The following is a 25,209-nucleotide window of genomic DNA, read 5'->3' as shown; positions in this document are numbered from 1 at the left end:
GTGCTCCGCTGAGCACGCCGGGCAAGTCGTTCAGGTCATTCGATGCTGAACGGGAAGTACTTGTCGTTGATCTTCTTGTAGGTGCCGTCTGCCTTGATCTCCGCCAGGGCTTTGTTCAGGCGCTCGCGCAGTGGGTCGCCCTTGCGTACGGCGATACCGATCTTGTCGCTTTCTACCACCGGGTCGCCTTTGAACTCGTAGGCCGAACCGTCTTTGCTCTTGAGCCATTCGTACTGCACGTACTTGTCGGCGAGGATGCCGTCCAGGCGCCCGGACGTCAGGTCGAGGTAGGCGTTTTCCTGGGTGTCATAGAGCTTGGCGGTGGTGTCCGGCAGCTTGTCTTCCAGGTAAGTACCGGCCAGGGTCGCTCGCTGTGCACCGATGGTTTTGCCCTTCAGGTATGCCGCGTCGGTCTTGAAGTCCGCAGTGGCTTTCGGCGCGATGAATTGCAGCTTGTTGGAGTAGTACGGGTCGGTGAAGTCGACGGCCTGCTTGCGTTCATCGGTGATCGACAGCGAAGACACCAGGAAGTCGAATTTCTTGGCGTTCAGGGCCGGGATGATGCCGTCCCAGTCGGAGACATACACTTCACACTTCTCGACTTTCATCTTGGCGCACAGGGCGTCGCCGATGTCTTTGTCGAAGCCGACGACGTTGCCGCTGGCGTCTTTATTGTTGAAGGGCGGGTAGGCCGCTTCGATCCCCATCTTCAGGGTTTCCGCCATGGCTGTGGCGCTGAACGCCATCGAAACGGCCGCGGCCAGAAGGAATTTTTTATAGTTCTGCATGCATGTTGCTCCGTTAGCGGTTGCTGGACATGAATTGTTTGCAGCGTGCCGAAAGCGGGTTTTCAAACACCTGCTGTGGCGATCCTTGCTCTTCGACCAGGCCCTGGTGCAAGAACACCACTTCGCTGGACACCTGGCGGGCAAAGCCCATTTCATGGGTGACCAGCAGCATGGTGCGGCCTTCTTCGGCCAGTGCGCGGATCACATTAAGTACTTCCTGAACCATTTCCGGGTCAAGGGCCGAGGTCGGCTCGTCGAACAGGATGACCTTGGGCTGCATCGCCAGGGTGCGCGCAATGGCCGCCCGTTGCTGCTGGCCGCCGGACAGTTGCGCAGGGTAAGCGTGGCGTTTGTCGGCGATGCCGACCTTGGCCAGCAGGGCTTCGGCCACTTCAATGGCTTCGGCCTTGCTCTGGCCGAGCACGCGGCGGGGCGCCTCGATGATGTTGTCGAGGATGCTCATGTGCGGCCACAGGTTAAAGTTTTGAAACACAAAACCAATTTCGCTGCGCAGGCGGTTGATCTGTTTGCCGTCGGCAGCCATCAGCTCGCCGTTTTTCGCGGCCTTGAGCTTGAGTTCTTCACCGGCGACTAGGATCTGGCCCTGATGGGGGTTTTCCAGCAGGTTGATGCAGCGCAAAAAGGTGGACTTGCCGGAACCGGAGGAACCCAGGATCGAGATCACGTCGCCGTCGCGGGCGGTCAGCGAGATACCTTTAAGTACCTCCAGCTCACCATAGCGTTTATGCAAGTTGCGGATTTCAAGCGCGGGCGTGGCCTCGGCCATGTGCGGTCCTCATTGTGTTCGTTGCGTTCGACGCTGTTGGGCCGCCTTCCTGGCGAGGCGCCAAGCTAGCATAGCGTTCGGATGGCAGCCAACAGCGCTGCGGGCGGTTAACGGGTGGTCTGCGGCAGGGTGTCGCATCGGCACAGCAGCGTGTCGCGCCATCTACAACCTGACAGACGTTTGAACCCGGTAAATCCACAGGCTTCGCGTAAAAAAGGGCGCGATGGTGCCAGCTTTGGGCGGGTGTTGGAAGGGTTAACCGGGCAAACGGTGCTTATCAGCCCTTTTATGAGGCGTCACGTACTTTTTGTGTGTGCTTTTGGTGCGTTTGTTCGTCTTGAAAGTGGGTCGCACGGTAACGCTATAGCGGAATGCCATTGTTCTCAATGACTTGCGTCGGTTGTTGAATCGTCCTACAGCCCGCGTCAATCGCGGCTTTGTAACATTTTGGCGCAAATCTTGCGTAAAAAATAAAGAACGCCCCGTTGGTTTCTTTTCACGAGAAAGACTGCAGGCGGGACGGACCGTTTTCGCAATTCCTCGCAAAGGTGTGTCAATGAGTAGTACGCAAAGCTCCAATGACCTCGAACAGGGGCTCAAACCGCGTCATGTCACCATGCTGTCGATTGCCGGCGTTATTGGTGCCGGTTTGTTTGTCGGCTCCGGCCATGCGATCGCAGCAGCCGGCCCGGCCGTGTTATTGGCCTACGCGGCGGCCGGTACGCTGGTGGTATTAGTGATGCGCATGTTGGCCGAAATGGCCGTTGCGTCGCCGGACACCGGTTCGTTTTCCACTTATGCCGACCGTGCGATCGGCCATTGGGCCGGTTTCACCATCGGCTGGTTGTACTGGTGGTTCTGGGTGCTGGTGATTCCGCTGGAGGCCAACGCCGCTGCGACCATCCTCCATGCCTGGTTCCCCGGCGTGGCAATCTGGGCGTTTACCCTGATCATCACCTTGCTGCTGACGGCGACCAACCTGTTCAGCGTGAAGAACTACGGTGAGTTCGAGTTCTGGTTTGCACTGATCAAAGTGGTGGCGATCGTCGGCTTCGTGATCCTTGGGTTGGCGGCGGTTTTCGGTTTCCTGCCAACCAGCCAGGTCAGTGGCGTCTCGCACCTGTTCGACACCCAGGGCTTCATGCCTAATGGCATCGGCGCAGTCTTGGCGGCCATCCTGACGACGATGTTCTCGTTCATGGGCACTGAGATCGTCACCATCGCGGCGGCTGAATCGAAGAACCCCGGCCAACAAATCACCAAGGCCACCAACTCGGTGATCTGGCGGATTGGTTTGTTCTATCTGTTGTCGATTTTTATCGTCGTATCCCTGGTGCCATGGAACGATCCGACTCTGGCGGCGGTAGGTTCCTACCAGACGGTGCTGGAGCGCATGGGCATCCCGAATGCCAAGCTGATCGTCGACCTGGTGGTCTTGGTTGCCGTGACCAGCTGCCTGAACTCGGCGCTGTACACCGCCTCGCGCATGCTGTTCTCCCTGGGGCGTCGCGGTGATGCGCCGGCTGTGTCCAAGCGCACCAACAAAAGCGGCACGCCTTACTGGGCGGTGTTGCTGTCCACTGGCGCGGCGTTCCTGGCGGTGTTTGCCAACTACGTGGCGCCGGCGGCAGTGTTCGAGTTCCTGCTGGCCAGTTCTGGTGCCATCGCGTTGCTGGTGTACCTGGTGATTGCGGTGTCGCAACTGCGCATGCGCCAGAAGCGCACGGCGGCGGGCGAGAAGATCGCGTTCAAAATGTGGCTGTTCCCGGGCCTGACCTACGCGGTGATGGTGTTCATCGTCGGTACGTTGACCGTCATGCTGTTCCAGGAAGCGCATCGGGTCGAGATTATCGCGACCGGCATCTTGAGCTTGTTGGTGGTGTTGGCGGGGTTGGTTGTGGCAAGCCGTCGCAAGGCTCAAAGAGTGGGTGCTGCAGTACTGAACTGACACGCCGCAGAACAAAATGTGGGAGGGGGCTTGCTCCCGATAGCGGTGTGTCAGTGCCAGATGCTCTGGCAGACCTGATGCTATCGGGAGCAAGCCCCCTCCCACATTTCGTTTTGCGTCAGTCTTCCGAGTTGGCGAGCGCTTGGGAAGCTGCCACGTAATCGGCCTGGAACTCTGACGATTCGATCCACGCCAGCGCCGCCGCTTCGTCATCGCTGTCCGTGGCCCACTGCCGATACTCGATCAGCGCCGCCAGGATAAAATCGGTGGCTTCCTCTTCGCCTTCCTGCTCCAGCACCAGTGCCAGCAAAGGGTGCGACAGGAATGCCGCACACAGCGCCTGCTGGCTGATTTCACCGGCTGTGCGCATTTCAACAAACAGCTCGGTCAAATCCACCGATTCAAGGTCGATACGGCTGTCATCGCCGGCGAACGCATCCGGCTTCGCCGCGACGGCGCGTTGGGTGCGGTTTTGCTTGGCCTTGGCCTTTGCCCGGTGGGCGCGTTTTTGCTGTTTGTTTGGCGAAGCCATGGGCTTGCGTCCTTGGTTCAGGATCGGGGTCGGGTATTGAAGCGCAGGTTGGGTGAAATCCCAAGGGAATCTACGTGCGTTCCGTCACTCGGTGCCCGGGCGTACCGTCTGCCATCTTGCCTTTTTGTAGCCACGCCAGTGCGATGGGCCATAGTCGGTTCTGGTACTCGCTACGGAAGAACGCGAAATGTCCGACGTTTTTCTCGCCGATATTTTCGGGGGCAATCCGCCAGTGAGTGCATTCGCTGTTGTTGAAATAGCCCAGTAACCGTTCGATGGCCGCCACGGTGCCAAACGGGTCGTCGGTCATGCTGATGGCCAGTATCCGCGCCTTCACGCGGCTAAATGGCAGCTCACCCAGGATGCGACCGCTGGGGCGTCTTTCGTAACTCGAGGTCGGTGTGGCCCAATCCTTCACCACGCCCGTCGGCGTGTCCTCCAACCAGCCCAGGCGCTTGCCTGGGAAGTAACCGCACAGTGCCGTCAGCAAGGGCATCGCCACATGCCATTTGGCAAGCATGCGCCAGCGTTCGCTTGCGTGATAATCGCGCCAGTAGGCGAACTGCGCGCCTACCGTGACAACCCGCCGAATCACCGCTCCCGATGCCCCCAGCCCGGCAGCGCAACCGCCGAAACTGTGGGCGACCACATCAATCGGTTGCCCGGGAAATTCTCGCTGAGCCCGTTGCAGCATTGCCTCGAAATCCAGCACGCCCCAATCTGACCAAGAGGCCTTGAAGCCGCGCAGGGAGCCGTCCCTGGATTCGCCGATGCCGCGATAGTCGTAAGTGATGACGTCCAAGCCATTGGCAAACAGATAGTCGGCAAAGCGTGAATAATGGCGGCAGCGCACGGACGTGGCAGCGTTGATGATGACCACCGGGCGTGTTGGGTCGGTACGGATGTGCCGCCAGGTGAAGCCGCCGATAAGGTAGCCGTCGGCGGCAGCTTGTCGAAAGGTTTCCGGGGCAGGTCGGGTCGGCAGGTTCATCGGTTGCCTCAATCCATGCGCTTGTAGGGTAAGCCTGAAGACTCATGCGCTTTTTTATAAGAAGCCGAAATTACCAAATTTAACCTGCCATGCGTGCAGAAAGTGCCGGTATGCTCGGTGTATCGCGTCGGCCGCCCAGGCTTGCGATCGTGTTGATTGAACAGAGTTGGCCCATGACCCGCGACACCCTCGAACATCACCAGATTCCTGTGTACTTTGCGGCGGTCCTGCTGGCTGCCTGCTTCGGCTTGCTCGCGCCCGTGGCGGCCCAGGGGCTTGGCATGCTGGTCATGCCCGCCATTGCGGTGCTGATGTATGCGATGTTCCTGCAAATTCCGTTTCTGGACCTGCGCCAGAGCTTGATCAACAAACGCTTCCTCTGGGCATTGTTGCTGGCCAATTTCGTCCTGGTGCCATTGCTCGTGTGGGCGTTGACACTTGGCCTGGTGGAGCACCCGGGGTTGCTGGTGGGGGCGCTGTTGGTGCTGCTCACGCCGTGCATCGACTACGTGGTGGTGTTTACCCATATCGGCAAGGGCGATTCGCGGTCAATGCTGGCGGCGACGCCGCTGCTGTTGTTGCTGCAATTGGTGTTGCTGCCGGTTTACCTGAGTTTCCTGTTGGGCGCGCAGTTTGAGGGGGTAGTGGCGGTGGGGCCGTTTGTCGAGGCATTCCTGGGGTTGATCGTGGCGCCGATGATCCTTGCGGTGCTGACCACGGCTCTGGCGCGCCGCTCCAAGATTGTCGGCGCGTGGAACAATGCCTGGGCCTGGCTGCCGGTGCCGGCGATGGCGCTGGTGCTGTTTGTGGTGATCGGCGGGCAGATCAGCGCAGTGGTGCGCGATATCGGCCTGTTGTTGCCGGTGGTTCCGGTCTACCTGGGCTTCCTGTTGTTGGCGCCGCTGATGGGCGCGTTTGCATCGAAGTTGTTCGCTTTGCCCGCGATGACGGCGCGGGCGGTGACCTTCAGTGCATCGACCCGCAATTCGCTGGTGGTGCTGCCCCTGGCGTTGGCTCTGCCCGAAGAGGTGCGAGGTATTGCCGCAACGGCAGTCATCCTGCAAACACTGGTCGAGTTGGTGGGGGAGCTGATCTACATTCGCCTGGTGCCACGGTGGGTGTGGCCCGCCAATCGGTAAAGCGTGAATGTTGGGTTTTGTTCAGGCGTCATTCAGGACGGGCTGCGGCACCATAAGTCGGCGCACCCTACCTGAAAGGACAATCGATGGACCACCGCAGTCGTTTTCGCCTGGAGTCCCTGGGCATTTTTCTGATCGCCTTACTGCTATTCACCCTAGGGATCTGGGATCAGCAGCCCCAGGGTTTTGATGGGCGTTGGGCGCTGTTTATGCAGGAAATGTTTCGCCATGGTGCGAGCCTTTTCCCTACTACCTATGGTCAGCCGTATGCGGATTACCCCGGCACGGCGACTTTCTTCAGTTTTGTGTTTGCCCGGTTGTTTGGTGCGCCGAATCACTTGGCGAATGTGCTGCCTACGGCGCTCGCCTCGGCAGGTGTGGTCGCCCTGATCTACCGCTTGCTGGCGCCTGCCGGCCGTCCTTGGGCGTTGCTCACGGTGTTGCTGACGCTGCTCACGACCCAGTTATTGGAAAAATCCCGCTCGGTATGCCTGGACCAGATGGTCGCGTTGTTGTGCGTCGGCAGTTTTTATCTGCTGCACAGCGGCGAGCGTCTGGGTTCGCGGGTGCGGCAGTTGGCGGTGTTCCCGCTGTTCGTCCTGGGCTTCGCGATTCGCGGGCCGCTGGGGTTGATCGAGGTGTGCGGGGTGGTGTGCGTGTATTGGGCGCTGGCTCGGCCAGGCGAGAGGGTCAAGCAGGTGCTGGTCCACGGCGTTGTCGGGTTGGTGCTACTTGCGGCGTGCTGGTGGCTGCTGATGAAGCTGGCACGTATCAGTGGCGGCGATGCCTTTGCCGATGAAGTGTTCAAGATGCAGGTGGGTGGCCGTCTTGATGAGTCGGGCGAGCCATTTTATTTCTACTTCAAGCTGAGTTTGTACCGCTACTTCCCTGTGGTGCCGTTGGCGCTGGCGACCTTGATTGCGCTGCGTCATCGTTGGTCTGAGCGATGGGCGAATGAGGACATGCAGCTATTTTGGCGTCTGGGCGCGTGTGGCTTGATGATTTTGCTCGGCCTATCGGTGCCACACTTCAAGCGTGCTTACTACATCCTGCCGATGGTGCCGATGTTTGCCGCTGTCGCCGCCTATGGGCTGCTTTACGCGCAAAATTGGTTGGTGGGTGTACGTCGCGGTTATGAATGGCTTGTCGCAGCGCTACCGGCCTTGGGCGTGGTTGTGCTCTTCGTCTGTCGACAGGTATGGCAAAAGCACGGTTACTGGCCCGATGTTTCGCTGCCGCTGCTGATCGGTGTGCTGGTCATTCTTCAAGTGGCGGCCCTGGTGGCCTGGCGGCGGGAGCTGAGGTTGGTGTCGCTCAGTGTGATCGCGCTGGCGGCGCAATGGCTGCTGCTGGTGGCGGTGATCGAGCCGGCCAAGGACCTGCAATTCGATACGCAGCGGTTCGTCAGCCAGGTAGAAACACTTCGGGTATCGCAGCCCGGCCCGTTGGTGTTTGTCGATCTGGCGCGGGACACCTGGGCCATACGCTACATGATGAACCTGGACCACGATGAGCAGCCGCTGTTCGTGGGGCGTAACGAGCTTGAGAAGTTGAACGCGTTGCCGCGTCCATCCTGGGTGATTGTCTCGCGTAAAGAGACTGCGCTGTTGAAGGGCACGCCGGTGGAGCAACTGGCGCCCAGCTTCGAAGGGCGCTTGAATGACAATCCGTTGATGGTGTTTTTGCTCAATTAAACCGCGAATCCAGTGCAGGCTACTTGCACTGGTAGCCCTCCGGCATCTTCACGGTGTAGTTGCGTTGGACGCGATCCTGAAAATTCAGGTTCTGCAAACTCTGCTCAACCAGGAACGCCTCGACTTTGGCCGCCTGGCAATCCTCGTTGTAGGACGTTGCCCGAAGCACATACACCGCGCGCCGGCTCGCTTCGTCCCGAGCCGTGGCGGTGAACGTGGTGAGTGTGGTGTAGCCGGTTCGCTCCGAGGTGCCCACTGGGCCATAGGTGGTATTGGGTTTGCTGGTGCAGGTCAGTTGATCGTCTTTTTTCTTGCTCTTCTTGCACTCAGTGGTAGTGCTGGTCGGCACCTGGCCGTACTCGGTGGCGGTGTAGCGGTAAGTGACCTGGCGGCTGTCGACATCGAGCGTGACGGTCATTCTGATCGGCGCGGAGTTCTGAGGCAGGGTGGTGTCAGTGAACACGTTGCGAAAGCCCTGGTCCTTCATGGCCCTGACCATGTCTCGAAGGTAGTAGCGCGCATTGAGCGTGTTCTGCGCATTGCCGCCAACGGAGGTCGTCACCAGTACGGTTGCCTCTCGATCAAAGTGATAGTCCGGATCAGGCGTTGCGTTGATCGAAACATCCATTTGCGTGGCGCATCCGCTGAGCAGTGCAGCCAGCAGTAACAGCGCGCAGGACAAATACCGGGTCATGAAATCACTACCTTGCAGCCAGAAATGTAAAAACTAGACGATTGAGCCGCACGATAAACAAGCTTCAATTGGGGGCAGTCCGGCGTGGCCCTGAGTTCGTCCAGCCGGCGTTAAATCGTGGGCAATAAAAAACCCCAAGGAATCATCTTCGCTTGGGGTTTTTCGGTATTAGTGGTGCCCAGAGACGGAATCGAACCGCCGACACGGGGATTTTCAATCCCCTGCTCTACCGACTGAGCTATCTGGGCAACGGGGCGCATTAAACGGGTTTTTCAGGGGGTCGTCAAGCAAGTTTTCAAAAAATATTTAATTATTACCGTCGCTTACGTTCCGACCCCGGTTTTTGATCAGTTATTGAGCAGGTGGCACGTAGCCGTCGGCCTTGGCGTAATCTTCGCCGGAAAAGAACTTGTCCATTTCGCCCTGCAAGTATTTGCGGTCTTCGGCGTTCATCATGTTCAGGCGTTTTTCGTTGATCAGCAGGGTCTGGTGTTTCTGCCAGTCGGCCCATGCCTGGGCAGACACGTGATCGAACACATCCTGGCCCTTGGCGCCCGGATACGGTGGGCGTTCCAGGCCCGGCAGTTGTTCTTTGTACTTGCGGCACATTACGGTGCGGGTCATGACGACTCTCCTGCGTTCAATACATCGGCCGCGCGCTTCAGCAATTTTTTGACCGGGGCGGCGAGGCCCAGGCGCGGCGGGGTGGCGAGGTTATACCAGAGCCAGTCGGCCTCGGCCACGTGATGGACGGTTTCCTCAACCTGCACCAGCCAGGGCTCGATGGCCAGCTGGAAGTGGCTGAAGGTGTGGATCAGCCCGGGCAGTGGCTGCTGCTTACCCAACGCCAGCGCGTGCTGGTTGGCGAGGTGGTCCAGGTCTTCCAGGTCATCCAGCTCCGGCAGGCTCCACAAACCGCCCCACAGGCCCGTGGACGGGCGTCGGTAAAGCAGGATCGCGCCTTCGGTATTGGCCAGCAGCGGCATCAGTGTGCGCTTTTGCGGGATGGTCTTGCGCGGCTTGGGGATCGGGTAGCGCGTCTCCAGGCCGAGCATGTGGGCTTCGCAGTCTTTTTCCAGCGGGCACAGCAGGCAGCTTGGCTTGCTGCGCGTGCAGAGCGTGGCGCCCATATCCATCATCGCCTGGGTATAGGCGTTGACCCGGTCATGCGGTGTAAAGCGCTCTGCGGTAGCCCACAGCTGCTTGGCGACCTTGGGTTCGCCGGGGTAGCCCTCTTGCGCGGTAAAGCGCGCGAGCACGCGTTTGACGTTGCCGTCGAGGATCGGGGCGCGCAGGCCCATGCTCAGGCTGGCGATCGCGCCGGCGGTGGACAGGCCGATACCGGGCAGCTCGGTGAGTTTTTCGACATCGCGGGGAAATTCGCCGCCGTATTCGGCGACGACGATCTTGGCGGTCTTCTGCAGGTTGCGGGCACGGGTGTAGTAACCCAGGCCCGTCCACAGGTGCAGCACCTCGTCTTCCGGCGCGGCGGCCAGGGCCTCGACCGTCGGCAGCGAGGCCATGAAGCGATCGAAGTAGTTCAACACCGTGCTGACCTGGGTCTGCTGCAGCATGATCTCCGAGACCCACACCCGGTAAGGCGTGATGCCCTGTTGCCAGGGCAGGTCATGGCGCCCGTGGCGGTCGTACCAGTCGAGCACCGCCTGTGAAAATTGCTCGTTTCTCATCGCTTGAACAGGCCTTTCAGGGCGTCTTTCAACTGTGGGTTGACCTTGTCGAGCTTCTCTTCAAGCTTGTCGCTGAGCTTGTTGCCGGCCGCCTTGAGCGCCACCTGGGTCAAGCCATCCTTGTCCAGGCGGCAGGCCTTGGCGCCCAACTCCAGCGGGCCACGGCAGCGTAGCGGTACTTCGATACCCTGGAAGTTGCTGCCGACCTGGCAGGCCGGGTCCGGAACGTCGCGCTTGTCGCCTTCGACGATGATGCCGACGCGGTAGTCCATGCCCAGTACGCGCAGGTCGACGTCACCGTTGCCGTTGACCGTCAAGCCCGGGATGCGCACTTTCAGGTCCGGGTTGCTGGCCACGCCGTTACGGAAAGTCAGGTTGCCGCGCAGTTCCTGGAAGGGCGTGTCCTTGCCCTGTGGGGTGCTGCTCAGAGTCTTGCGGTTGAGCAGGGCGATGCCGGTGCACAGTTGCTGTTCAAGGTTGGCATTGAGCAGCATGCCGTTGTTGATCACAAAGCTGGCGGTGCCGTTGAGGCTGTCGACCAAGGCTTTCTGGCTGTTGCCACGGCCTGTGAGGTTGCTGTCCAGGGTGACCTGGCCTTTCACCGGCGGGTTTTGCCCCTGGGCCTGCAGGATGCGTTCGACCGGCACTTGCTTGATATGGGTTTGCAGTGCCACGACCGGGATGTCTTGGCGCACATCCAGCGTACCGTTGGCTTGGAACGTACCGTTGTAGAGACCGCCACTCAGGTTGTCGAGCTTGAGTTGGCCGTCGATGCCGGAGGCTTGGAGTGCAGCATTCTGGATCGGCAGCTTGCTCAGGGTCAGTTGGCCGAAGGCCAGGTCGGCGTTCACATCCAGGGTGCGCAGGCGGGTCAGCGGCAGCAGCCTGTCGGTGCTCCAGGCGCCTTTGGTCGGGGCGTCCGGCAGTGGTGTGGTGCCACCGGCGGCCATGGCGCCCATTTCGCTGTTCTGGACTTCGGCCTGGCGTGCGGCGGCGGCGCCTTTGGCGGACTCGGATTTAGGCGGCAAGTAGTTGTCGGCATTGAAGGTATCGCCCTTGAGCTGCACGCGCAGGGACTGCTTGGCGAAGTCATCCACGGCAACGCGACCGGTGAAGGTGCTGCCATCCAGCTTGAGGTTCAGGTCTTCCAGGGCCACGCTGGTAGGCGTGCCCTTGAGGCGGCTGACCAGTTCGACCTTGCTCAGGCTGCCCTCGGCCATCGCCGGTAATGGGTGGCCGACGCTTTCGAGAAACTTGGCCAGGTCAAATTGGGCAATGGACAGGGCACCGTTGAGCTGCGGGGTTTTGTTCAGGTCGTTGACCTTGAGTTCACCCAGCGCGCGTAACTGGTTGGCGGACAGTTTCAGGTTGGTCCATTCGGCGATATTGGCCGCCAGGTCTACGAGCACCTGACCCTGGGTGGAATAGGTCATGGTCTTGCCCTGCAACGGCTCGCCGGTGGCCTCGCCGCTCAATCGCATGTCTTCGAGCTGATAGCGTTTGAGGGCGTTCTGGATGCGCAGGTTGCCGGTGAGCTCGGTCTTGACGCGCATCAGCGGTTGGCTGGTGCCCAGGAATGCGGTGAGTTTCAGCGGGATGCTGGCGCCTTCGTGGACGGCGCCGGCACTCAGTTGGATGCTTTCGGCGCTGAACTGCTTGCCGGTCTGCTCGTCGTTGTATTCAACGCGGGCGTTGTTGATGGTCAGGCTGTCGATGTCCAGGCGGATCGGCTTCGGCGGTTTTTCAGGCTCCGGCTCGGCAGGTGCTTGCACGGGAGCGGGAACCGGGGCGTCGGCGCTCGCCACAGGCACGTTCTTGCCGATGTCTTCCCAGTCACCGTGGCCTTGCTTGTCGCGGTTCAGGCGCAGGTTGAGGCCCTCGACGCGCACGTCGCTCATCTGCACTTCACGACGCAGCAGCGGCAACACACGCACCGAGAGGCCGAGCATCTGCAGGTCGGCGAATGGCTTGGTCGGGTTGGTCAGGGTGGCGACGCTGGCTTCGTGCAGCTCCAGGCCCAGCCAGGGGAACAGGCTCCAGCCGATGTCGCCATTGAGCGTCAGCTCGATGTGGGCCTTGTCGCGGGCAATCTGGCGAATCTCGTCTTTGTAGTCGTTGGGATCGAAGAGGTGGGTCAGGGCGAAGCCCAGGGCCACAATGATCAGCAACAGCCCGAGAAGTACCAGACCCAGGATTTTGCCGAACGCTTTCATGGGCGAGTCCTTGTATGTCGAATTCAAAATTTAGCCGAAGAGTATAACGCCCGCAGGCTCTCGTCAGTTCACGGATCGTTACATTGTATCTAGACCCTGTGAAACGGGATTTTGGCGCCAAAAAATACAGTTATTGCGAAAAAGGTGATATCAGTTTGGTTTTTCTGTCATCCGCAGGTGCTAATCTGCGCGGGTTCGTCTGCCTTCTGCGACACTGCGTCGCGCCCTTAAGGAGCTTCTCCTCAACAAAAACGGCCATCGCTTTGCGTGTAAGGCCGAGTGAGAGAGCGCCCGACGAACAACAATCAATAACTGGGGGAAACACCAATGAGCACTAGCACTGCGACGAGTAGTACTGTCGCGCAGCCTGCGTTCCTGTCCAAGGAACGCATCATCGCCAAGCCAGGGTTTAACCGCTGGCTGGTTCCGCCGGCCGCCCTGGCCATTCACTTGTGCATCGGCATGGCCTACGGTTTCTCGGTGTTCTGGCTGCCGCTGTCCAAGGCGCTGGGCATCACCGCGCCTGTCGCCTGCGCGCCGGACATGAGCTTTATTGCCCAAGTTTTCTCATCCCAATGTGACTGGCCCATCTCCATGCTGGGCTGGATCTACACGCTGTTCTTCATCTTCCTGGGTTGCTCGGCAGCGATCTGGGGTGGCTGGCTGGAACACGCCGGGCCACGCAAGGCGGGCGTTGTATCGGCTCTGTGCTGGTGCGGCGGCCTGTTGATCTCGGCGTTGGGTATCTATACCCACCAGATCTGGCTGATGTGGATCGGCTCCGGGGTCATTGGCGGCATTGGCCTGGGCCTGGGCTACATCTCGCCGGTATCGACCCTGATCAAGTGGTTCCCGGACAAACGCGGCATGGCGACCGGCATGGCAATCATGGGCTTCGGCGGCGGCGCGATGGTTGGTGCACCGTTGGCTGCGGCGTTGATGGGCCACTTTGCGTCGCCAACCAGTGTAGGCGTCTGGCAGAGCTTCCTGGTGATGGCGGCGATTTACTTCGTGTTCATGATTGGTGGCGCCTTGTCGTACCGCGTCCCGCCGACCGGCTGGAAGCCTGAGGGCTGGACCGCTCCGGCGAAAAAAGCCAGCAATGCGATGATCACTCACCGTCACGTCCATGTGAACGTGGCCTGGAAAACCCCGCAGTTCCGCCTGGTATGGCTGGTGCTGTGCCTGAACGTTTCCGCCGGTATCGGCATCCTCGGCATGGCTTCGCCGTTGTTGCAGGAAGTGTTTGGCGGCAAGTTGCTGGGTGTCGATGTGCCGTTCGGTCAGTTGGATGCGGGGCAGTTGGCTTCCATTGCGGCGATCGCGGCCGGTTTCACGGGGCTGTTGAGCTTGTTCAACATTGGTGGCCGGTTCTTCTGGGCGTCGTTCTCCGACTACCTGGGCCGCAAGAACACCTACTTTGTGTTCTTCGCCCTGGGCTTTGCCCTGTATGCGCTGATTCCGAACCTGGGGCACCTGGGTAACGTGGCGCTGTTCGTGGCGGCGTTCTGCATCATCCTGTCGATGTACGGCGGTGGTTTCGCGACGGTTCCGGCTTACCTGGCCGACCTGTTCGGCACCCAGATGGTCGGCGCGATCCACGGTCGCCTGCTGACCGCCTGGGCCGCGGCGGGCGTGTTGGGTCCGGTGCTGGTGAACTACCTGCGTGAGTATCAGTTGAGCATCGGTGTTGAGCGGGCTGCGGCCTACGACATCACCCTGTACATCCTCGCCGGGCTGTTGGTGCTGGGCTTTATCTGCAACATGCTGGTACGTCCGGTGGCCGACAAGTACTTCATGACCGACGCCGAATTGGCCGCCGAACAGGCGCTGGGCCATGACAAGGGCGCGGATGCCACCACTTCCCTGGAGTGGAAGGCAGCGTCCGGTAGCGTGCCGTTGGCCATCGCCGCGTGGCTGGTAGTGGGCATTCCGTTGGCGTGGGGTGTGTGGGTGACCCTGCAGAAAACCGCAGTCCTGTTCCACTGATACAACCTTGTAGTGAGCGGACTTGCCCCGCGCTGGGTGGCGTAGCCGCCCCAACGAGAACGCGCCGCGGTGTTTCAGGAAAACCGCGGTGCCCGCATTTGGGGCGGCTGCGCCACCCAGCGCGGGGCGAGCCCGCTCACTACAGGCTTTCACATGTATGCACATGTCTATCCTCGCTTCAACTCGTCAGTCTTGTCCCCTTCGATGTTTCTGTTTAGCGCCCGCACCCCTATAATGGCTGCCTTTTTCGCCCAATGATTTTGCGGAGTTGGTGATGGCCGAACGTAAGGCGTCCGTCGAGCGCGATACTCTGGAAACCCAGATCAAAGCCTCGATCAACCTGGATGGCACCGGAAAGGCCCGATTTGATATCGGCGTCCCTTTTCTTGAGCACATGCTGGACCAGATCGCCCGTCATGGGTTGATCGACCTGGATATCGTCAGCAAGGGCGACCTGCATATCGACGACCACCACACAGTGGAAGACGTGGGCATCACGCTGGGCCAGGCTTTTGCCAAAGCCATCGGCGACAAAAAAGGCATCCGTCGCTACGGTCACGCCTATGTGCCGCTGGATGAAGCGCTGTCGCGCGTGGTCATCGACTTCTCCGGTCGCCCAGGCCTGCAGATGCACGTGCCCTACACCCGCGCCACCGTGGGCGGCTTCGATGTCGACCTGTTCCAGGAATTCTTCCAGGGCTTCGTCAACCACGCATTGGTCAGCCTGCACATCGACAACCTGCGCGGCACCAACACTCACCACCAGATCGAAACCGTGTTCAAGGCTTTCGGCCGCGCCCTGCGCATGGCCGTGGAGCTGGATGAGCGCATGGCCGGGCAAATGCCCTCGACCAAGGGCGTCCTGTAATGCAGACGGTCGCGGTTATCGATTACGGCATGGGTAACCTGCACTCGGTGGCCAAGGCCCTCGAACATGTAGGCGCCGGCAAGGTACTGATCACCAGCGATGCCAAGGTGATTCGCGAAGCTGACCGGGTGGTGTTCCCTGGTGTGGGCGCGATCCGCGATTGCATGGCTGAGATCCGCCGCTTGGGCTTTGACAGCCTGGTGCGTGAAGTCAGCCAGGATCGCCCGTTCCTCGGCATCTGCGTGGGCATGCAAGCCTTGCTCGATCGCAGTGAAGAGAACGATGGCGTTGACTGCATCGGCTTGTTCCCCGGCCAGGTAAAGTTCTTCGGCAAGGACCTGCACGAAGACGGCGCCCACCTGAAAGTCCCGCACATGGGCTGGAATGAAGTCAGCCAGACAGTGGAACACCCGCTGTGGCACAACATTCCGGATCTGGCGCGCTTCTACTTTGTGCACAGCTACTACATTGCCGCCGGTGACCCGCGCCAGGTGGTGGGTGGCGGGCATTACGGCGTCGACTTCGCCGCAGCGCTGGCCGAAGGTTCGCGCTTTGCCGTGCAGTTCCACCCGGAGAAGAGCCACACCCATGGCCTGCAATTGCTGCAGAACTTCGCCGCGTGGGATGGTCGCTGGTAAATGGCCAAGAAGCCCAGGCCGCCGATCCTGAACCTCACGCCCGAACAGGAGCGTGAGGCTACCCACAAGATCAAGGTCTTCATGGAGGACCGCTTCGAGCTCACGCTGGGCTCGTTTGAGGTGGCCGAGATTCTTGAGCTGTTCACCACCGAAGTAGCGCCGCACTATTACAACCGGGCGATTTTCGACACGCAGACGCTCCTTAAAGAAAGGTTCGAAAGCATCGAAAGCGACCTGTGGTCGCTTGAGAAGCCCTGACTTCCCAAGCATTGCTGAATATCGAATAAGGTTTGCCAGATGCTGATTATCCCCGCTATCGATCTCAAGGACGGCGCCTGCGTACGTCTGCGCCAAGGCCGCATGGAAGACTCCACCGTGTTCTCCGATGACCCGGTGAGCATGGCCGCCAAATGGGTGGAAGGGGGTTGCCGTCGCCTGCATCTGGTGGACCTGAACGGCGCCTTCGAAGGCCAGCCGGTCAACGGCGAGGTGGTGACCGCCATTGCCAAGCGCTACCCGAACCTGCCGATCCAGATCGGCGGTGGCATCCGCTCCCTGGAAACCATCGAGCACTACGTCAAGGCTGGCGTGAGCTACGTGATCATCGGCACCAAGGCCGTGAAAGACCCGGCGTTCGTGGCTGAAGCCTGCCGTGCATTTCCAGGCAAAGTGATCGTGGGTCTGGACGCCAAGGACGGTTTCGTCGCCACCGACGGTTGGGCTGAGATCAGCACCGTGCAGGTGATCGACCTGGCCAAGCAGTTCGAAGCCGACGGCGTGTCTGCCATCGTTTATACCGACATCGCCAAAGACGGCATGATGCAGGGCTGCAACGTACCGTTTACCGCGGCGTTGGCGGCGGCAACCCGAATTCCGGTGATCGCATCCGGCGGCATTCACAACCTGGGTGACATCAAGTCGCTGCTGGACGCCAAGGCGCCTGGCATCATCGGCGCCATTACCGGCCGCGCGATCTACGAAGGTACCCTGGACGTCGCCGAAGCCCAGGCTTACTGCGATGCCTACAACGGCTGAGGACTGACCATGGCGCTGGCCAAACGCATCATCCCTTGCCTGGACGTCGACAATGGTCGCGTGGTCAAGGGCGTCAAGTTCGAGAACATCCGTGACGCCGGCGACCCGGTGGAAATCGCCCGTCGCTACGATGAGCAAGGTGCCGACGAGATTACCTTTCTCGACATCACCGCCAGCGTCGACGGCCGCGACACCACGTTGCATACCGTGGAGCGCATGGCCAGCCAGGTATTTATCCCGCTGACCGTGGGCGGTGGCGTGCGCACCGTGCAAGACATCCGCAACCTGCTCAACGCGGGGGCGGACAAGGTCTCGATCAATACCGCTGCCGTGTTCAACCCGGAGTTCGTCGGTGAAGCGGCGCAACACTTCGGTTCGCAGTGCATCGTCGTCGCCATCGACGCCAAGAAGGTTTCCGGCCCGGGTGAGACCCCGCGTTGGGAGATCTTCACCCACGGTGGTCGCAAGCCCACCGGCCTGGACGCAGTAGAGTGGGCGATGAAGATGGAGGGCCTGGGGGCTGGTGAAATCCTGCTGACCAGCATGGACCAGGACGGCATGAAAAACGGCTTCGACCTGGGCGTTACCCGTGCCATCAGTGATGCGTTGGGCATTCCGGTGATCGCCTCCGGTGGTGTCGGCAACCTGCAGCACCTGGCCGACGGCGTGATCGAAGGCCACGCCAGCGCCGTGCTGGCGGCGAGTATTTTCCACTTTGGCGAATACACCGTTCCCGAAGCCAAGGCGTACATGGCGGCGCGCGGTATCGTCGTTCGCTAAACGCTGCTGGACACCCTGGCAGGCGCGGGGCACTCTCTGCGCTTGCCATGGATTCCGGTAACCTTCATGTTCAGACACCTGCTGCTCGCCCTCGCCAGTTCTTGCGCCGTGCTGGCCGGCTCGGCGAATGCCGAAGCGCCGTCCGACGTCTCCCTGGTGTTGCTGACGGAAAACTTCCCGCCCTACAACATGGCGAAAAACGGCAAGAACTTCGCCAAGGACGAGAACATCGAAGGCATCGCCGTGGACATCGTGCGTGAAACCTTCAAGCGTGCCGGCATTTCCTACAACCTAACCCTGCGTTTCCCCTGGGAACGAATCTACAAACTCGCCCTGGAGAAACCCGGCTACGGCGTGTTCGTGATGGCGCGCCTGCCGGACCGTGAAGGCTTGTTCAAATGGGTCGGCCCCATCGGCCCGGACGACTGGGTGATGCTGGCCAAGGCTGACAGCACTATCCAGCTGCCGGACCTGGAGCACGCCCGGCATTACAAGGTAGGCGCCTACAAGGGCGACGCGATTGCCGAGACCCTGGAAAAACAGGGTCTCAAGCCGTTAGTCGTACTGCGCGACCAGGACAATGCGCAGAAGCTGCTGGATGGCCAGATCGACCTGTGGGCCACCGGTGATCCCGCCGGGCGTTACCTGGCGCGCCAGGTCGGTGTGACCGGGCTCAAGACGGTACTGCGCTTTAACAGTGCCCAACTGTACCTGGCGCTGAACAAGGATGTGCCCGACGACGTGGTAGCCAAGCTCCAGGCCGCGCTCGATCAGTTACGGGGCGATGGTTTCATTGACGAGATCATGGCCCGCTATCTCTAGCGCCGGTTCTGTCTGTGCAGCGGCGTGCTCCAGCGCCACCTCGGTTGTGGGTAGGGGCTCGGGCAACTCAGTCTTGCTGACGTCGGGTACCGGCTGATCCTTGGGATACTCACTCATGTAAATGTGATCGCCGTTGATGTAAGTGACGGTCGCCGCCACCTGGCTGCCGTCCTGGCGCAGCAAGCGGTATTCGCTTTGGATCAGGTAAGCCGCCACGGCTTTTTGGGCCGGAATGTAGGTGATGATTTCCAGGGGCGAGGCATAGTTCCAACCTTTGGCGGACCGCTGGGTATGAGTGAAGGCCGGCTCCAGGTTCGCCGAGAAGCTCAACTGGAACGGACGCAGGCTCGCCGACCATTTGCGCCACATCGAAACGCGAGAGATGGCTGACAGAGCGAGCGAGTAATCGCCGATCTCGCCTTTGGTCGCTGTCCACATGAACGGTTGGCTGGTGGCGCTGGTGTTGTGCCCGAAGCCGGCAAACTGATGGCGGTCAGTGCGCTCCAGTCGGTAGGTCGGCGACGATAGCAACTGCTCGTTTGTGCTCAGTTCCGGGTCCTTCACGCAGAACCAGGGCAGTTCACAGACCTGCGGCGGCGCAGGAGTTTCTTCTGTTGCAGGCGGCTCATAACCCGTCAGTGCCGGCGGGGATAATGGTTCGCCCGGTTGCGCGGTCAGGTCCAGGCGCAATGCGTAGGTCGGCAGATCAGGCTTGGCGTAGCGTGCATTGCCGATAAAGGTGCCAGGTGCCAGGTAGATCTCTCCAGGCTCTGCGTCCGGAGGCGTGATCGACCAGGCGCTGAAGTCCTTGGAGGCGCCACTGCCGTAATCATTCCAGATCAAGTCACCGGGTTTTGCATTGACGACCAAGTCGGCGCGGACACAGCGTACGGCGTTGCGCGAAGGCTTTTCATAGCCCACGCCGCACACCAGGCCCATGGCGACATAGCCTTCGGGTGCCAGCGGCCGCCATATGGAAAAGTCGGTGCGTGCGCCTGAATCCGTGTCTTTCCAGACCAGTTGGTAGTCTTCCGGCGAACGCAGGGCGGTGCCGTCGACTTTATTCGCGTCACTGACCACGGCGACGATCTTGCGCTGGTTGATATTGCGATAGCTGTCGGTGGCGATATCGCCCACGGGGAAAAACTGGCCCAGGGCGTCGGCGGAGGTGCTGGGGCGCCACAGGCTGACCGCTTTGTGAGCGCCGGACCCCAGGTCATTCCAGAGCGGCAGGAATTCGCTGGTGAAGCTGATGAGCAGGTCTTTGAACTGTAGATGGGGCATTCGAAAGCTCTCCGATGAATGGGAGGAGCGACTATCGAAGAATGCCGCAAGGGCGGGGCAGTACTTATCTACGCGCGGGTGAATAGGTGCCGTTTTTTCCGTGGCCGGCCATCGCTTGATTGCTGCGCACGCTGATCATCAACTTGATATCGATCCACTCCACACCCTGCGCCTTGAGCTTGGGCAACTCCCGCTCCAGCACCGCCAGGGTTTGCGGGTAGGGATGGCCGATCATCACCGCCGAGCCCTGCTTGTGGGCCAGCTTGATCGCGGTTTGCAGTTGCGTGGTGATTGCGCCTTCGGTGCGTTCGTCATCGAGAAAAACGTCCCGCGAGACGCTGGCCAGGCCGATCTTCTGCGCTTCGGCAGCGGCGACGGTCTGCGCGCTGGTGCGGCTGTCGACAAAGAACTTGTTGCGCCGTTGCAACTCAGCCATCAACCAGGCCATCGCGGCCGATTGCGCGGTCATGCGGCTGCCCATGTGGTTGTTGATGCCGGCGGTGTAGGGCACCGCCTGGAAGGCGGCATCCAGGCGTTTGCCCAGTTCTTCGATCGGCAGGTCGGGGTGCCAGGCGAACGGGCCGGTGGCCGGGTCCATGGGCATGTGCAGGATCACGATCTTGCCGGCCTTGTGGGCCTCGCGGGCGAATTCGGCGGCGTGGGGCGTGTCGGGCATGATCGCCGTGGTCACCGGCCCAGGCAGGGCCAGCACGCGGCGATCCCTCGGCAGGTTTTGCCCAAGGTCGTCGATGATCAGGGTCAGGTAGGCTTTGTGTGGCTCGCCGGCAGGGGTCGCGTGGGCGACCCCTGCCAGGCTGCACAGTACAGCGATGATCAAGGCAAAACGCATATCAACGGCTGCGGGTGATGCTCAAGCCCTTGAGCAGGCTCAGTGCCTGGGCGAGTTGATAGTCGTCGTCCTGCGGCATCGGCTTGGCTTTCGCGCCACTGCCGGTAGGCTGGTCGGCACCGCCGTTGCCATTGCCCAGGTGACCCTGCAGGTCAGCTTCCTTGTAGAACTCGCTATCGGTCTCGTTGGTGATCTTGGCGCGGCGCACCTCGATGTCCGGGACGATGCCCTGGGCCTGGATCGACCGGCCATTGGGCGTGTAATACAGCGCCGTGGTGATCTTCAGGGCTCGTTCGTTGTTCAGCGGCAACACGGTTTGCACCGAGCCTTTGCCGAAGCTGGTAGTGCCCATCAGCACGCCACGCTTCTGGTCCTGCAGGGCACCGGCGACGATTTCCGAGGCCGAGGCGCTGCCGCCGTTGATCAATACCGCCAGCGGCACACCTTCGCTCAGGTCATTGCCGGTGGCCGAGAAGCGCAACTCGGAGTTGGCGATCCGGCCTTTGGTGTAGACGATCAGGCCTTTGGTGATGAAGTGGTCGACCACCTCCACCGCCGCCTGCAGCACACCGCCCGGGTTGTTGCGCAGGTCGAGCACGATGCCGTTGAGCTTCTTGCCGTTGTCTTTGCGCAGCTTGGCCAGGGCCTTGGCCACTTCGTCGCCGGTCTTGACCTGGAACTGGGTGATACGGATGTAACCGTAGCCCGACTCCAGCAACTGGCTCTTCACGCTCTTGACCGTGATGGTCGCGCGGGCCAGGGTCACGTCAAACGGAGCACCGCCGTCGCGTACCAGGGTCAGGGTGATTTTCTGGCCGAGCTTGCCGCGCATCTTGTCGACGGCTTCGGTCATGGTCTGGCCGCGAGTGGGCTGGCCGTTGATCTTCACGATCAGGTCGCCGGCCTGGATACCGGCTTTGGACGCCGGGGTGTCGTCGATCGGCGACACCACTTTGATCTGGCCATCTTCGGAGCCCACTTCGATGCCCAGGCCACCGAATTCGCCGCTGGTGCTTTCCTGCAGCTCAGCGAAATCTTCCGGGCCGAGGTAGGCGGAGTGCGGGTCGAGGTTGCTGAGCATGCCCTTGATGGCATTTTCCAGCAGGGTCTTGTCGTCTACGGGTTCGACATAGGCCGCCTTGATCCGGTCCATCACCTCGGCAAAGGTACGCAGCTCTTCCAGCGGCAACGGCGCCTTGGTGGTCACTGCGGAGGTCGCGGCGGGTGCAGCCGGTGCGGCCTGGTCGGCAAAAGCCAGAGGCGCGCCGATCACCAGGGCGATCGTCAGGGCCAGCGAAGTGAGGCGGGACAAATGCAGCATGTCGAACGAACTCCTAATGTAGGCGCGACCCTTATCCTTGGGTTCTGCACCATTGTGCGGGATCGCTCGGGCGACCCTGCTGACGAATAGCGAAATACAGCGCCGGAGTGTCCTGGCCACCACTGTTACCGACAGTGGAGATGGATTCACCGGCTTTTACAACATCACCTGCCGACTTGAGTAAAGTCTGATTGTGGCCGTAAAGGCTCAAATAGCCATTACCGTGGTCAAGAATCACCAGCAAGCCGGCACCGCGCAGCCAGTCGGCGAACACCACACGCCCGCCGTGGACGGCGTGGACCTGGCTGCCGGCAGCGGCGCTGATCATCACACCATCCCACTTGGCGCGGGTGTCATCGCCACGGGTTTCCCCAAAACGAGCCAACAATCGACCATCAACAGGCCATGGAAGTTTTCCGCGAGCTGAAGCAAAAGGGCCGCCGAACGATTCTCCCGCACTGGAAACCAGCGGGCCAGGTGCGGAATGCGCAGGTTTGCGGGGCGCCGGGGCATCCGTCGTGGCAGCCAGTTCGGCCTCACGCTGGCGCTTTTTTTCCGCTTCCTGCTGGGCGATCAGCGCTTTTTGCCGCGCTTCTTCTGCCTCGCGAGCCTGGCGGGCCAGGGTTTCCTCGATGGTCTTGAGCACTTTGGCCAGGTCGGCCTGGTCTTGCTCACGGGCCTGGAGCTTGGCGTCGCGCGCTTTGACATCGTCGTTGAGCTTGGCCAGCGCCAGCTGGCGTTCCTTGCGGACCTTGTCCAACTGGTCGCGCTGGGTGTCGAGGGCGCTTTTCTGGTCGAGCAACTGCGACTGTTGGTCGGCGATTTCCTGTTCCACGTTGGCCAATTGGCGCAAGGTTTCGTTGAAACCCTTCAATTGCTCCAGGCGGGCCTTGCTCAGGTAGTCGTAATAGGTGAGGGTGCGCGCGAATTTCTCAGGGTTCTGCTGGTTGAGCAGCAGCTTGAGATACTCCTGGCGGCCGCTCTGGTAGGCGGCGCGGGCCTGGATCGCGATCAGGCGTTGTTGCTCAACGCGGGCGCCCTGGAGTTTTTTTTTCTCAGCGTCGAGTCGCTCCAGTTCCGACTCGCTCTTCTTTAGTTCTTTTTGCAGCTCCTGGACCTGCTTCTCCAGCTTGCCCATCTCGGTTTCCGTGCTGCGCAGGTCTTTCTGCACGCCGGATTTTTCTTCCTGGAGCTTGCCGAGCAGTTTTTTCAGCTCGGTAATGTCCTGACGCGTAGCGTCCAACTGTTGTTGGGTTTGTGCGCGCTCATCGGCAAAAGCCGGTTGGAGCAGGCAGACGAGAGCGAGGGTAATCAAGGCGCGAAGCATAGAGGCGGGCGACACCAGGGAAAGGGACGGCCTAGTATGCCCGCCAAGCGCTGCAAAAAAAACGCCCAATTGGGGCGGGATGCCAAGATAGGTGCCGAGTGGCAGCGGTATGGCATAAAGACATCTACCAAACACCGAAGATCACATGTGGGAGGGGGCTTGCTCCCGATGGCGGTGGGTCAGTCAAATGGATGTCGACTGACACGATGCTATCGGGAGCAAGCCCCCTCCCACCAGGGTTTCGATCGTTCCCACGCAGAGCGTGGGAACGATCAGGGTGAGTCAGACCAGAATCGAAGTGCCGGTCATCTCTTTCGGCTTCTCCAGGCCCATCAGCTTGAGCATGGTGGGCGCCACATCCGCCAATACGCCGCCTTCACGCACTTTCAGGTCGCGTTTGCCAACATAGATGAACGGTACCGGCTCGGTGGTGTGGGCAGTGTGGGCCTGGCCGGTCGATTCGTCGGACATCTGCTCGCAGTTGCCGTGGTCGGCGGTGATCAGTGCTTCGCCGCCGACTTTTTCCAGGGCGTCGACGATGCGGCCGACACAGGTGTCCAGGCATTCCACAGCCTTGATCGCCGCTTCCAGGTTGCCGCTGTGGCCAACCATGTCGCCATTGGCGTAGTTGACCACGATCACGTCGTAACGCTGGTGGTCGATGGCATCGACGATCTTGTCGGTCACTTCCGGTGCGCTCATTTCCGGCTGCAGGTCGTAGGTGGCGACTTTCGGCGACGGGATCAGGATGCGTTCTTCGCCCGGGAATGGCTCTTCGCGGCCACCGGAGAAGAAGAACGTCACGTGGGCGTATTTCTCGGTTTCGGCGATGCGCAGCTGGGTCTTGCCGTTTTTCGCCAGATAGTCGCCCAGCACGTTGTCCAGGCTGCCCGGGGCAAATGCCGAAGGGGCCGGGATGTTGGCGGCGTATTGGGTCAGCATCACGAACTCGACCTTCGGCTGGCGCGAGCGCTCGAAATCCTTGAAGCCGTCGTCGACGAACACGTGGCTCAGCTCGCGGGCGCGGTCGGCGCGGAAGTTCATGAACACCACGGCGTCGCCGTCTTCCACTTTCACCGGCTCACCGATGGTGGTGGCTTTGACGAACTCATCGCTCTCGCCGCGCTCGTAGGCAGCTTGCAGGCCGTCCTGTGCGGTGGCAGCGTTGAAGTCGGCCTGGCCGTTGACGATCAGGTTGTAAGCCTGGGACACGCGGTCCCAACGGTTGTCGCGGTCCATGGCGAAGTAACGACCCACCAGGCTGGCGATGCGGCCCTTGCCGAGGGCGGCGAAGGTGGCGTCCAGCAGTTCGATGGACGATTGCGCGCTTTTCGGCGGAGTGTCGCGGCCGTCGAGGAAGGCGTGCAGGTAGATCTTGTCGGCGCCGCGCTTGAAGGCCAGTTCGGCCATGGCGACCAGGTGATCCTGGTGGCTGTGAACGCCGCCGTCGGAGAGCAGGCCCATGAAGTGCACGGCCTTGCCGGCTGCGACTGCTTTATCCACCGCCGCACAGATGGTCGGGTTCTCGAAGAACTCGCCGTCGCGGATCGCTTTGGTCACACGGGTGAAGTCTTGGTATACCACTCGTCCGGCGCCGAGGTTCATGTGGCCGACTTCCGAGTTGCCCATCTGGCCGTCCGGCAAGCCCACGTCCATGCCGGAACCGGAGATCAGGCCATTGGGTACGGTAGCGGTCAGGCGGTCCAGCACGGGCTTGTTGGCCGAATACACGGCGTTGTCGTGGTGGCTTTCACTGTGTCCGAAGCCATCGAGAATTATCAGGACCAAAGGTTTAGGCGTGGTAGTCATAGATCCTCTCGC

General features: G+C 60.9%; 23 protein-coding genes and 1 tRNA gene. 10 read left to right on the top strand and 14 right to left on the bottom strand.

Features of this window, described 5'->3' with window-relative positions; translation table 11 throughout:
- Nucleotides 1-35: 35 nt before the first annotated feature.
- Nucleotides 36-788 carry an ABC transporter substrate-binding protein gene (locus ACQRBT_RS07650; protein WP_060754625.1) on the bottom strand — a complete coding sequence of 251 codons (753 nt, stop codon included), beginning with the start codon at nt 786-788 and terminating at the stop codon, nt 36-38.
- Nucleotides 789-801: 13 nt separating this feature from the next.
- Entirely contained in the window at nt 802-1,575 is a 774-nt protein-coding gene (locus ACQRBT_RS07645; protein WP_010213906.1) for an ABC transporter ATP-binding protein, read from the bottom strand.
- A gap of 556 nt (nt 1,576-2,131) precedes the next feature.
- Between ACQRBT_RS07645 and gabP the strand changes: the two genes are divergently transcribed.
- Nucleotides 2,132-3,523 (top strand): GABA permease, encoded by a 1,392-nt coding sequence (gene gabP, locus ACQRBT_RS07640; protein ID WP_060754624.1) that lies wholly within the window; start codon nt 2,132-2,134, stop codon nt 3,521-3,523.
- A 118-nt stretch (nt 3,524-3,641) separates the two neighbouring features.
- Here the strand turns inward: gabP and ACQRBT_RS07635 are convergent, their stop codons facing one another.
- Entirely contained in the window at nt 3,642-4,055 is a 414-nt protein-coding gene (locus tag ACQRBT_RS07635) for a hypothetical protein (RefSeq protein WP_060754623.1), read from the bottom strand.
- A gap of 70 nt (nt 4,056-4,125) precedes the next feature.
- Entirely contained in the window at nt 4,126-5,046 is a 921-nt protein-coding gene (locus ACQRBT_RS07630; RefSeq protein WP_104995266.1) for an alpha/beta hydrolase family protein, read from the bottom strand.
- A gap of 173 nt (nt 5,047-5,219) precedes the next feature.
- Between ACQRBT_RS07630 and ACQRBT_RS07625 the strand changes: the two genes are divergently transcribed.
- Both ACQRBT_RS07625 and ACQRBT_RS07620 read left to right on the top strand, forming a co-directional pair.
- On the top strand, nt 5,220-6,185 hold the full coding sequence (locus tag ACQRBT_RS07625; protein WP_412046555.1) for an arsenic resistance protein: 966 nt from the start codon (nt 5,220-5,222) through the stop codon (nt 6,183-6,185).
- Nucleotides 6,186-6,271: 86 nt separating this feature from the next.
- Nucleotides 6,272-7,879 carry an ArnT family glycosyltransferase gene (locus ACQRBT_RS07620; RefSeq protein WP_412046556.1) on the top strand — a complete coding sequence of 536 codons (1,608 nt, stop codon included), beginning with the start codon at nt 6,272-6,274 and terminating at the stop codon, nt 7,877-7,879.
- A 19-nt stretch (nt 7,880-7,898) separates the two neighbouring features.
- Here ACQRBT_RS07620 and ACQRBT_RS07615 read toward each other — a convergent pair whose 3' ends face one another.
- From ACQRBT_RS07615 to ACQRBT_RS07595, 5 genes are all read right to left on the bottom strand, one after another.
- A complete protein-coding gene (locus tag ACQRBT_RS07615) occupies nt 7,899-8,573 on the bottom strand; it encodes a hypothetical protein (RefSeq protein ID WP_412046557.1) in 675 nt (224 codons plus the stop codon).
- Between the two features lie 172 nt (nt 8,574-8,745).
- Nucleotides 8,746-8,821, bottom strand: a tRNA-Phe gene (locus tag ACQRBT_RS07610).
- A gap of 103 nt (nt 8,822-8,924) precedes the next feature.
- On the bottom strand, nt 8,925-9,197 hold the full coding sequence (locus ACQRBT_RS07605; RefSeq protein ID WP_060754618.1) for an oxidative damage protection protein: 273 nt from the start codon (nt 9,195-9,197) through the stop codon (nt 8,925-8,927).
- Nucleotides 9,194-10,261, bottom strand: a complete 1,068-nt coding sequence (gene mutY, locus ACQRBT_RS07600) for an A/G-specific adenine glycosylase (protein ID WP_161547688.1) — start codon at nt 10,259-10,261, stop codon at nt 9,194-9,196. Before mutY ends, ACQRBT_RS07605 begins: the two co-directional genes overlap by 4 nt.
- Nucleotides 10,258-12,474, bottom strand: a complete 2,217-nt coding sequence (locus ACQRBT_RS07595) for an AsmA family protein (protein ID WP_060754616.1) — start codon at nt 12,472-12,474, stop codon at nt 10,258-10,260. Before ACQRBT_RS07595 ends, mutY begins: the two co-directional genes overlap by 4 nt.
- Nucleotides 12,475-12,801: 327 nt before the next feature.
- Here ACQRBT_RS07595 and ACQRBT_RS07590 point away from each other — a divergent pair, with 327 nt between their 5' ends.
- The 7 genes from ACQRBT_RS07590 (at nt 12,802) to ACQRBT_RS07560 (ending at nt 18,606) form a co-directional block, all read left to right on the top strand.
- Nucleotides 12,802-14,463: an OFA family MFS transporter gene (locus tag ACQRBT_RS07590; protein ID WP_060754615.1), complete on the top strand. Its 1,662-nt coding sequence runs from the start codon at nt 12,802-12,804 to the stop codon at nt 14,461-14,463.
- A gap of 274 nt (nt 14,464-14,737) precedes the next feature.
- Entirely contained in the window at nt 14,738-15,331 is a 594-nt protein-coding gene (gene hisB, locus ACQRBT_RS07585; protein WP_017849940.1) for an imidazoleglycerol-phosphate dehydratase HisB, read from the top strand.
- Nucleotides 15,331-15,969 carry an imidazole glycerol phosphate synthase subunit HisH gene (gene hisH / locus ACQRBT_RS07580; protein ID WP_060754614.1) on the top strand — a complete coding sequence of 213 codons (639 nt, stop codon included), beginning with the start codon at nt 15,331-15,333 and terminating at the stop codon, nt 15,967-15,969. The genes hisB and hisH overlap by 1 nt, the downstream gene beginning before the upstream one ends.
- Nucleotides 15,970-16,227 carry a DUF2164 domain-containing protein gene (locus tag ACQRBT_RS07575; RefSeq protein WP_060754613.1) on the top strand — a complete coding sequence of 86 codons (258 nt, stop codon included), beginning with the start codon at nt 15,970-15,972 and terminating at the stop codon, nt 16,225-16,227.
- 39 nt (nt 16,228-16,266) lie between these two features.
- The gene (hisA, locus tag ACQRBT_RS07570; protein WP_008435688.1) at nt 16,267-17,004 is read left to right on the top strand and encodes a 1-(5-phosphoribosyl)-5-[(5-phosphoribosylamino)methylideneamino]imidazole-4-carboxamide isomerase; all 738 of its coding nucleotides are present in this window, start codon (nt 16,267-16,269) and stop codon (nt 17,002-17,004) included.
- Between the two features lie 9 nt (nt 17,005-17,013).
- A complete protein-coding gene (hisF, locus tag ACQRBT_RS07565) occupies nt 17,014-17,784 on the top strand; it encodes an imidazole glycerol phosphate synthase subunit HisF (protein ID WP_003171107.1) in 771 nt (256 codons plus the stop codon).
- Between the two features lie 66 nt (nt 17,785-17,850).
- Complete coding sequence (locus tag ACQRBT_RS07560; protein ID WP_060754611.1) at nt 17,851-18,606, top strand: substrate-binding periplasmic protein; 756 nt, start codon at nt 17,851-17,853, stop codon at nt 18,604-18,606.
- On the opposite strand, the gene ACQRBT_RS07555 is transcribed toward ACQRBT_RS07560, so the two are convergent.
- The 5 genes from ACQRBT_RS07555 to gpmI form a co-directional block, all read right to left on the bottom strand.
- Nucleotides 18,559-19,974, bottom strand: a complete 1,416-nt coding sequence (locus ACQRBT_RS07555; RefSeq protein ID WP_427851668.1) for a Vps62-related protein — start codon at nt 19,972-19,974, stop codon at nt 18,559-18,561. The two genes, ACQRBT_RS07560 and ACQRBT_RS07555, sit on opposite strands and share 48 nt — an antisense overlap.
- Nucleotides 19,955-20,740 carry a divergent polysaccharide deacetylase family protein gene (locus ACQRBT_RS07550; protein ID WP_412046558.1) on the bottom strand — a complete coding sequence of 262 codons (786 nt, stop codon included), beginning with the start codon at nt 20,738-20,740 and terminating at the stop codon, nt 19,955-19,957. The genes ACQRBT_RS07555 and ACQRBT_RS07550 overlap by 20 nt, the downstream gene beginning before the upstream one ends.
- Before the next feature lies 1 nt (nt 20,741).
- Complete coding sequence (locus ACQRBT_RS07545; RefSeq protein WP_244384602.1) at nt 20,742-22,061, bottom strand: S41 family peptidase; 1,320 nt, start codon at nt 22,059-22,061, stop codon at nt 20,742-20,744.
- Nucleotides 22,062-22,092: 31 nt separating this feature from the next.
- A complete protein-coding gene (locus ACQRBT_RS07540; RefSeq protein WP_090367365.1) occupies nt 22,093-23,388 on the bottom strand; it encodes a murein hydrolase activator EnvC family protein in 1,296 nt (431 codons plus the stop codon).
- A gap of 282 nt (nt 23,389-23,670) precedes the next feature.
- Nucleotides 23,671-25,197 carry a 2,3-bisphosphoglycerate-independent phosphoglycerate mutase gene (gene gpmI / locus ACQRBT_RS07535; RefSeq protein WP_060754606.1) on the bottom strand — a complete coding sequence of 509 codons (1,527 nt, stop codon included), beginning with the start codon at nt 25,195-25,197 and terminating at the stop codon, nt 23,671-23,673.
- Nucleotides 25,198-25,209 lie beyond the last annotated feature (12 nt).

The organism is Pseudomonas sp. R19M, from assembly GCF_050312585.1.
Lineage (GTDB): Bacteria > Pseudomonadota > Gammaproteobacteria > Pseudomonadales > Pseudomonadaceae > Aquipseudomonas > Aquipseudomonas palleroniana.
Note: the sequence above shows the minus strand (reverse complement) of the source record. Positions and strands in the feature narration are given on the sequence as shown.

Excerpts from the sequence above, each read along its gene's own strand:
- ACQRBT_RS07650 (WP_060754625.1), bottom strand. The coding sequence starts at position 788 with ATGCAGAACTATAAAAAATTCCTTCTGGCCGCGGCCGTTTCGATGGCG.
- ACQRBT_RS07645 (WP_010213906.1), bottom strand. The coding sequence starts at position 1,575 with ATGGCCGAGGCCACGCCCGCGCTTGAAATCCGCAACTTGCATAAACGC.
- gabP (WP_060754624.1), top strand. The coding sequence starts at position 2,132 with ATGAGTAGTACGCAAAGCTCCAATGACCTCGAACAGGGGCTCAAACCG.
- ACQRBT_RS07635 (WP_060754623.1), bottom strand. The coding sequence starts at position 4,055 with ATGGCTTCGCCAAACAAACAGCAAAAACGCGCCCACCGGGCAAAGGCC.
- ACQRBT_RS07630 (WP_104995266.1), bottom strand. The coding sequence starts at position 5,046 with ATGAACCTGCCGACCCGACCTGCCCCGGAAACCTTTCGACAAGCTGCC.
- ACQRBT_RS07625 (WP_412046555.1), top strand. The coding sequence starts at position 5,220 with ATGACCCGCGACACCCTCGAACATCACCAGATTCCTGTGTACTTTGCG.
- ACQRBT_RS07620 (WP_412046556.1), top strand. The coding sequence starts at position 6,272 with ATGGACCACCGCAGTCGTTTTCGCCTGGAGTCCCTGGGCATTTTTCTG.
- ACQRBT_RS07615 (WP_412046557.1), bottom strand. The coding sequence starts at position 8,573 with ATGACCCGGTATTTGTCCTGCGCGCTGTTACTGCTGGCTGCACTGCTC.
- ACQRBT_RS07605 (WP_060754618.1), bottom strand. The coding sequence starts at position 9,197 with ATGACCCGCACCGTAATGTGCCGCAAGTACAAAGAACAACTGCCGGGC.
- mutY (WP_161547688.1), bottom strand. The coding sequence starts at position 10,261 with ATGAGAAACGAGCAATTTTCACAGGCGGTGCTCGACTGGTACGACCGC.
- ACQRBT_RS07595 (WP_060754616.1), bottom strand. The coding sequence starts at position 12,474 with ATGAAAGCGTTCGGCAAAATCCTGGGTCTGGTACTTCTCGGGCTGTTG.
- ACQRBT_RS07590 (WP_060754615.1), top strand. The coding sequence starts at position 12,802 with ATGAGCACTAGCACTGCGACGAGTAGTACTGTCGCGCAGCCTGCGTTC.
- hisB (WP_017849940.1), top strand. The coding sequence starts at position 14,738 with ATGGCCGAACGTAAGGCGTCCGTCGAGCGCGATACTCTGGAAACCCAG.
- hisH (WP_060754614.1), top strand. The coding sequence starts at position 15,331 with ATGCAGACGGTCGCGGTTATCGATTACGGCATGGGTAACCTGCACTCG.
- ACQRBT_RS07575 (WP_060754613.1), top strand. The coding sequence starts at position 15,970 with ATGGCCAAGAAGCCCAGGCCGCCGATCCTGAACCTCACGCCCGAACAG.
- hisA (WP_008435688.1), top strand. The coding sequence starts at position 16,267 with ATGCTGATTATCCCCGCTATCGATCTCAAGGACGGCGCCTGCGTACGT.
- hisF (WP_003171107.1), top strand. The coding sequence starts at position 17,014 with ATGGCGCTGGCCAAACGCATCATCCCTTGCCTGGACGTCGACAATGGT.
- ACQRBT_RS07560 (WP_060754611.1), top strand. The coding sequence starts at position 17,851 with ATGTTCAGACACCTGCTGCTCGCCCTCGCCAGTTCTTGCGCCGTGCTG.
- ACQRBT_RS07550 (WP_412046558.1), bottom strand. The coding sequence starts at position 20,740 with ATGCGTTTTGCCTTGATCATCGCTGTACTGTGCAGCCTGGCAGGGGTC.
- ACQRBT_RS07545 (WP_244384602.1), bottom strand. The coding sequence starts at position 22,061 with ATGCTGCATTTGTCCCGCCTCACTTCGCTGGCCCTGACGATCGCCCTG.
- ACQRBT_RS07540 (WP_090367365.1), bottom strand. The coding sequence starts at position 23,388 with ATGCTTCGCGCCTTGATTACCCTCGCTCTCGTCTGCCTGCTCCAACCG.
- gpmI (WP_060754606.1), bottom strand. The coding sequence starts at position 25,197 with ATGACTACCACGCCTAAACCTTTGGTCCTGATAATTCTCGATGGCTTC.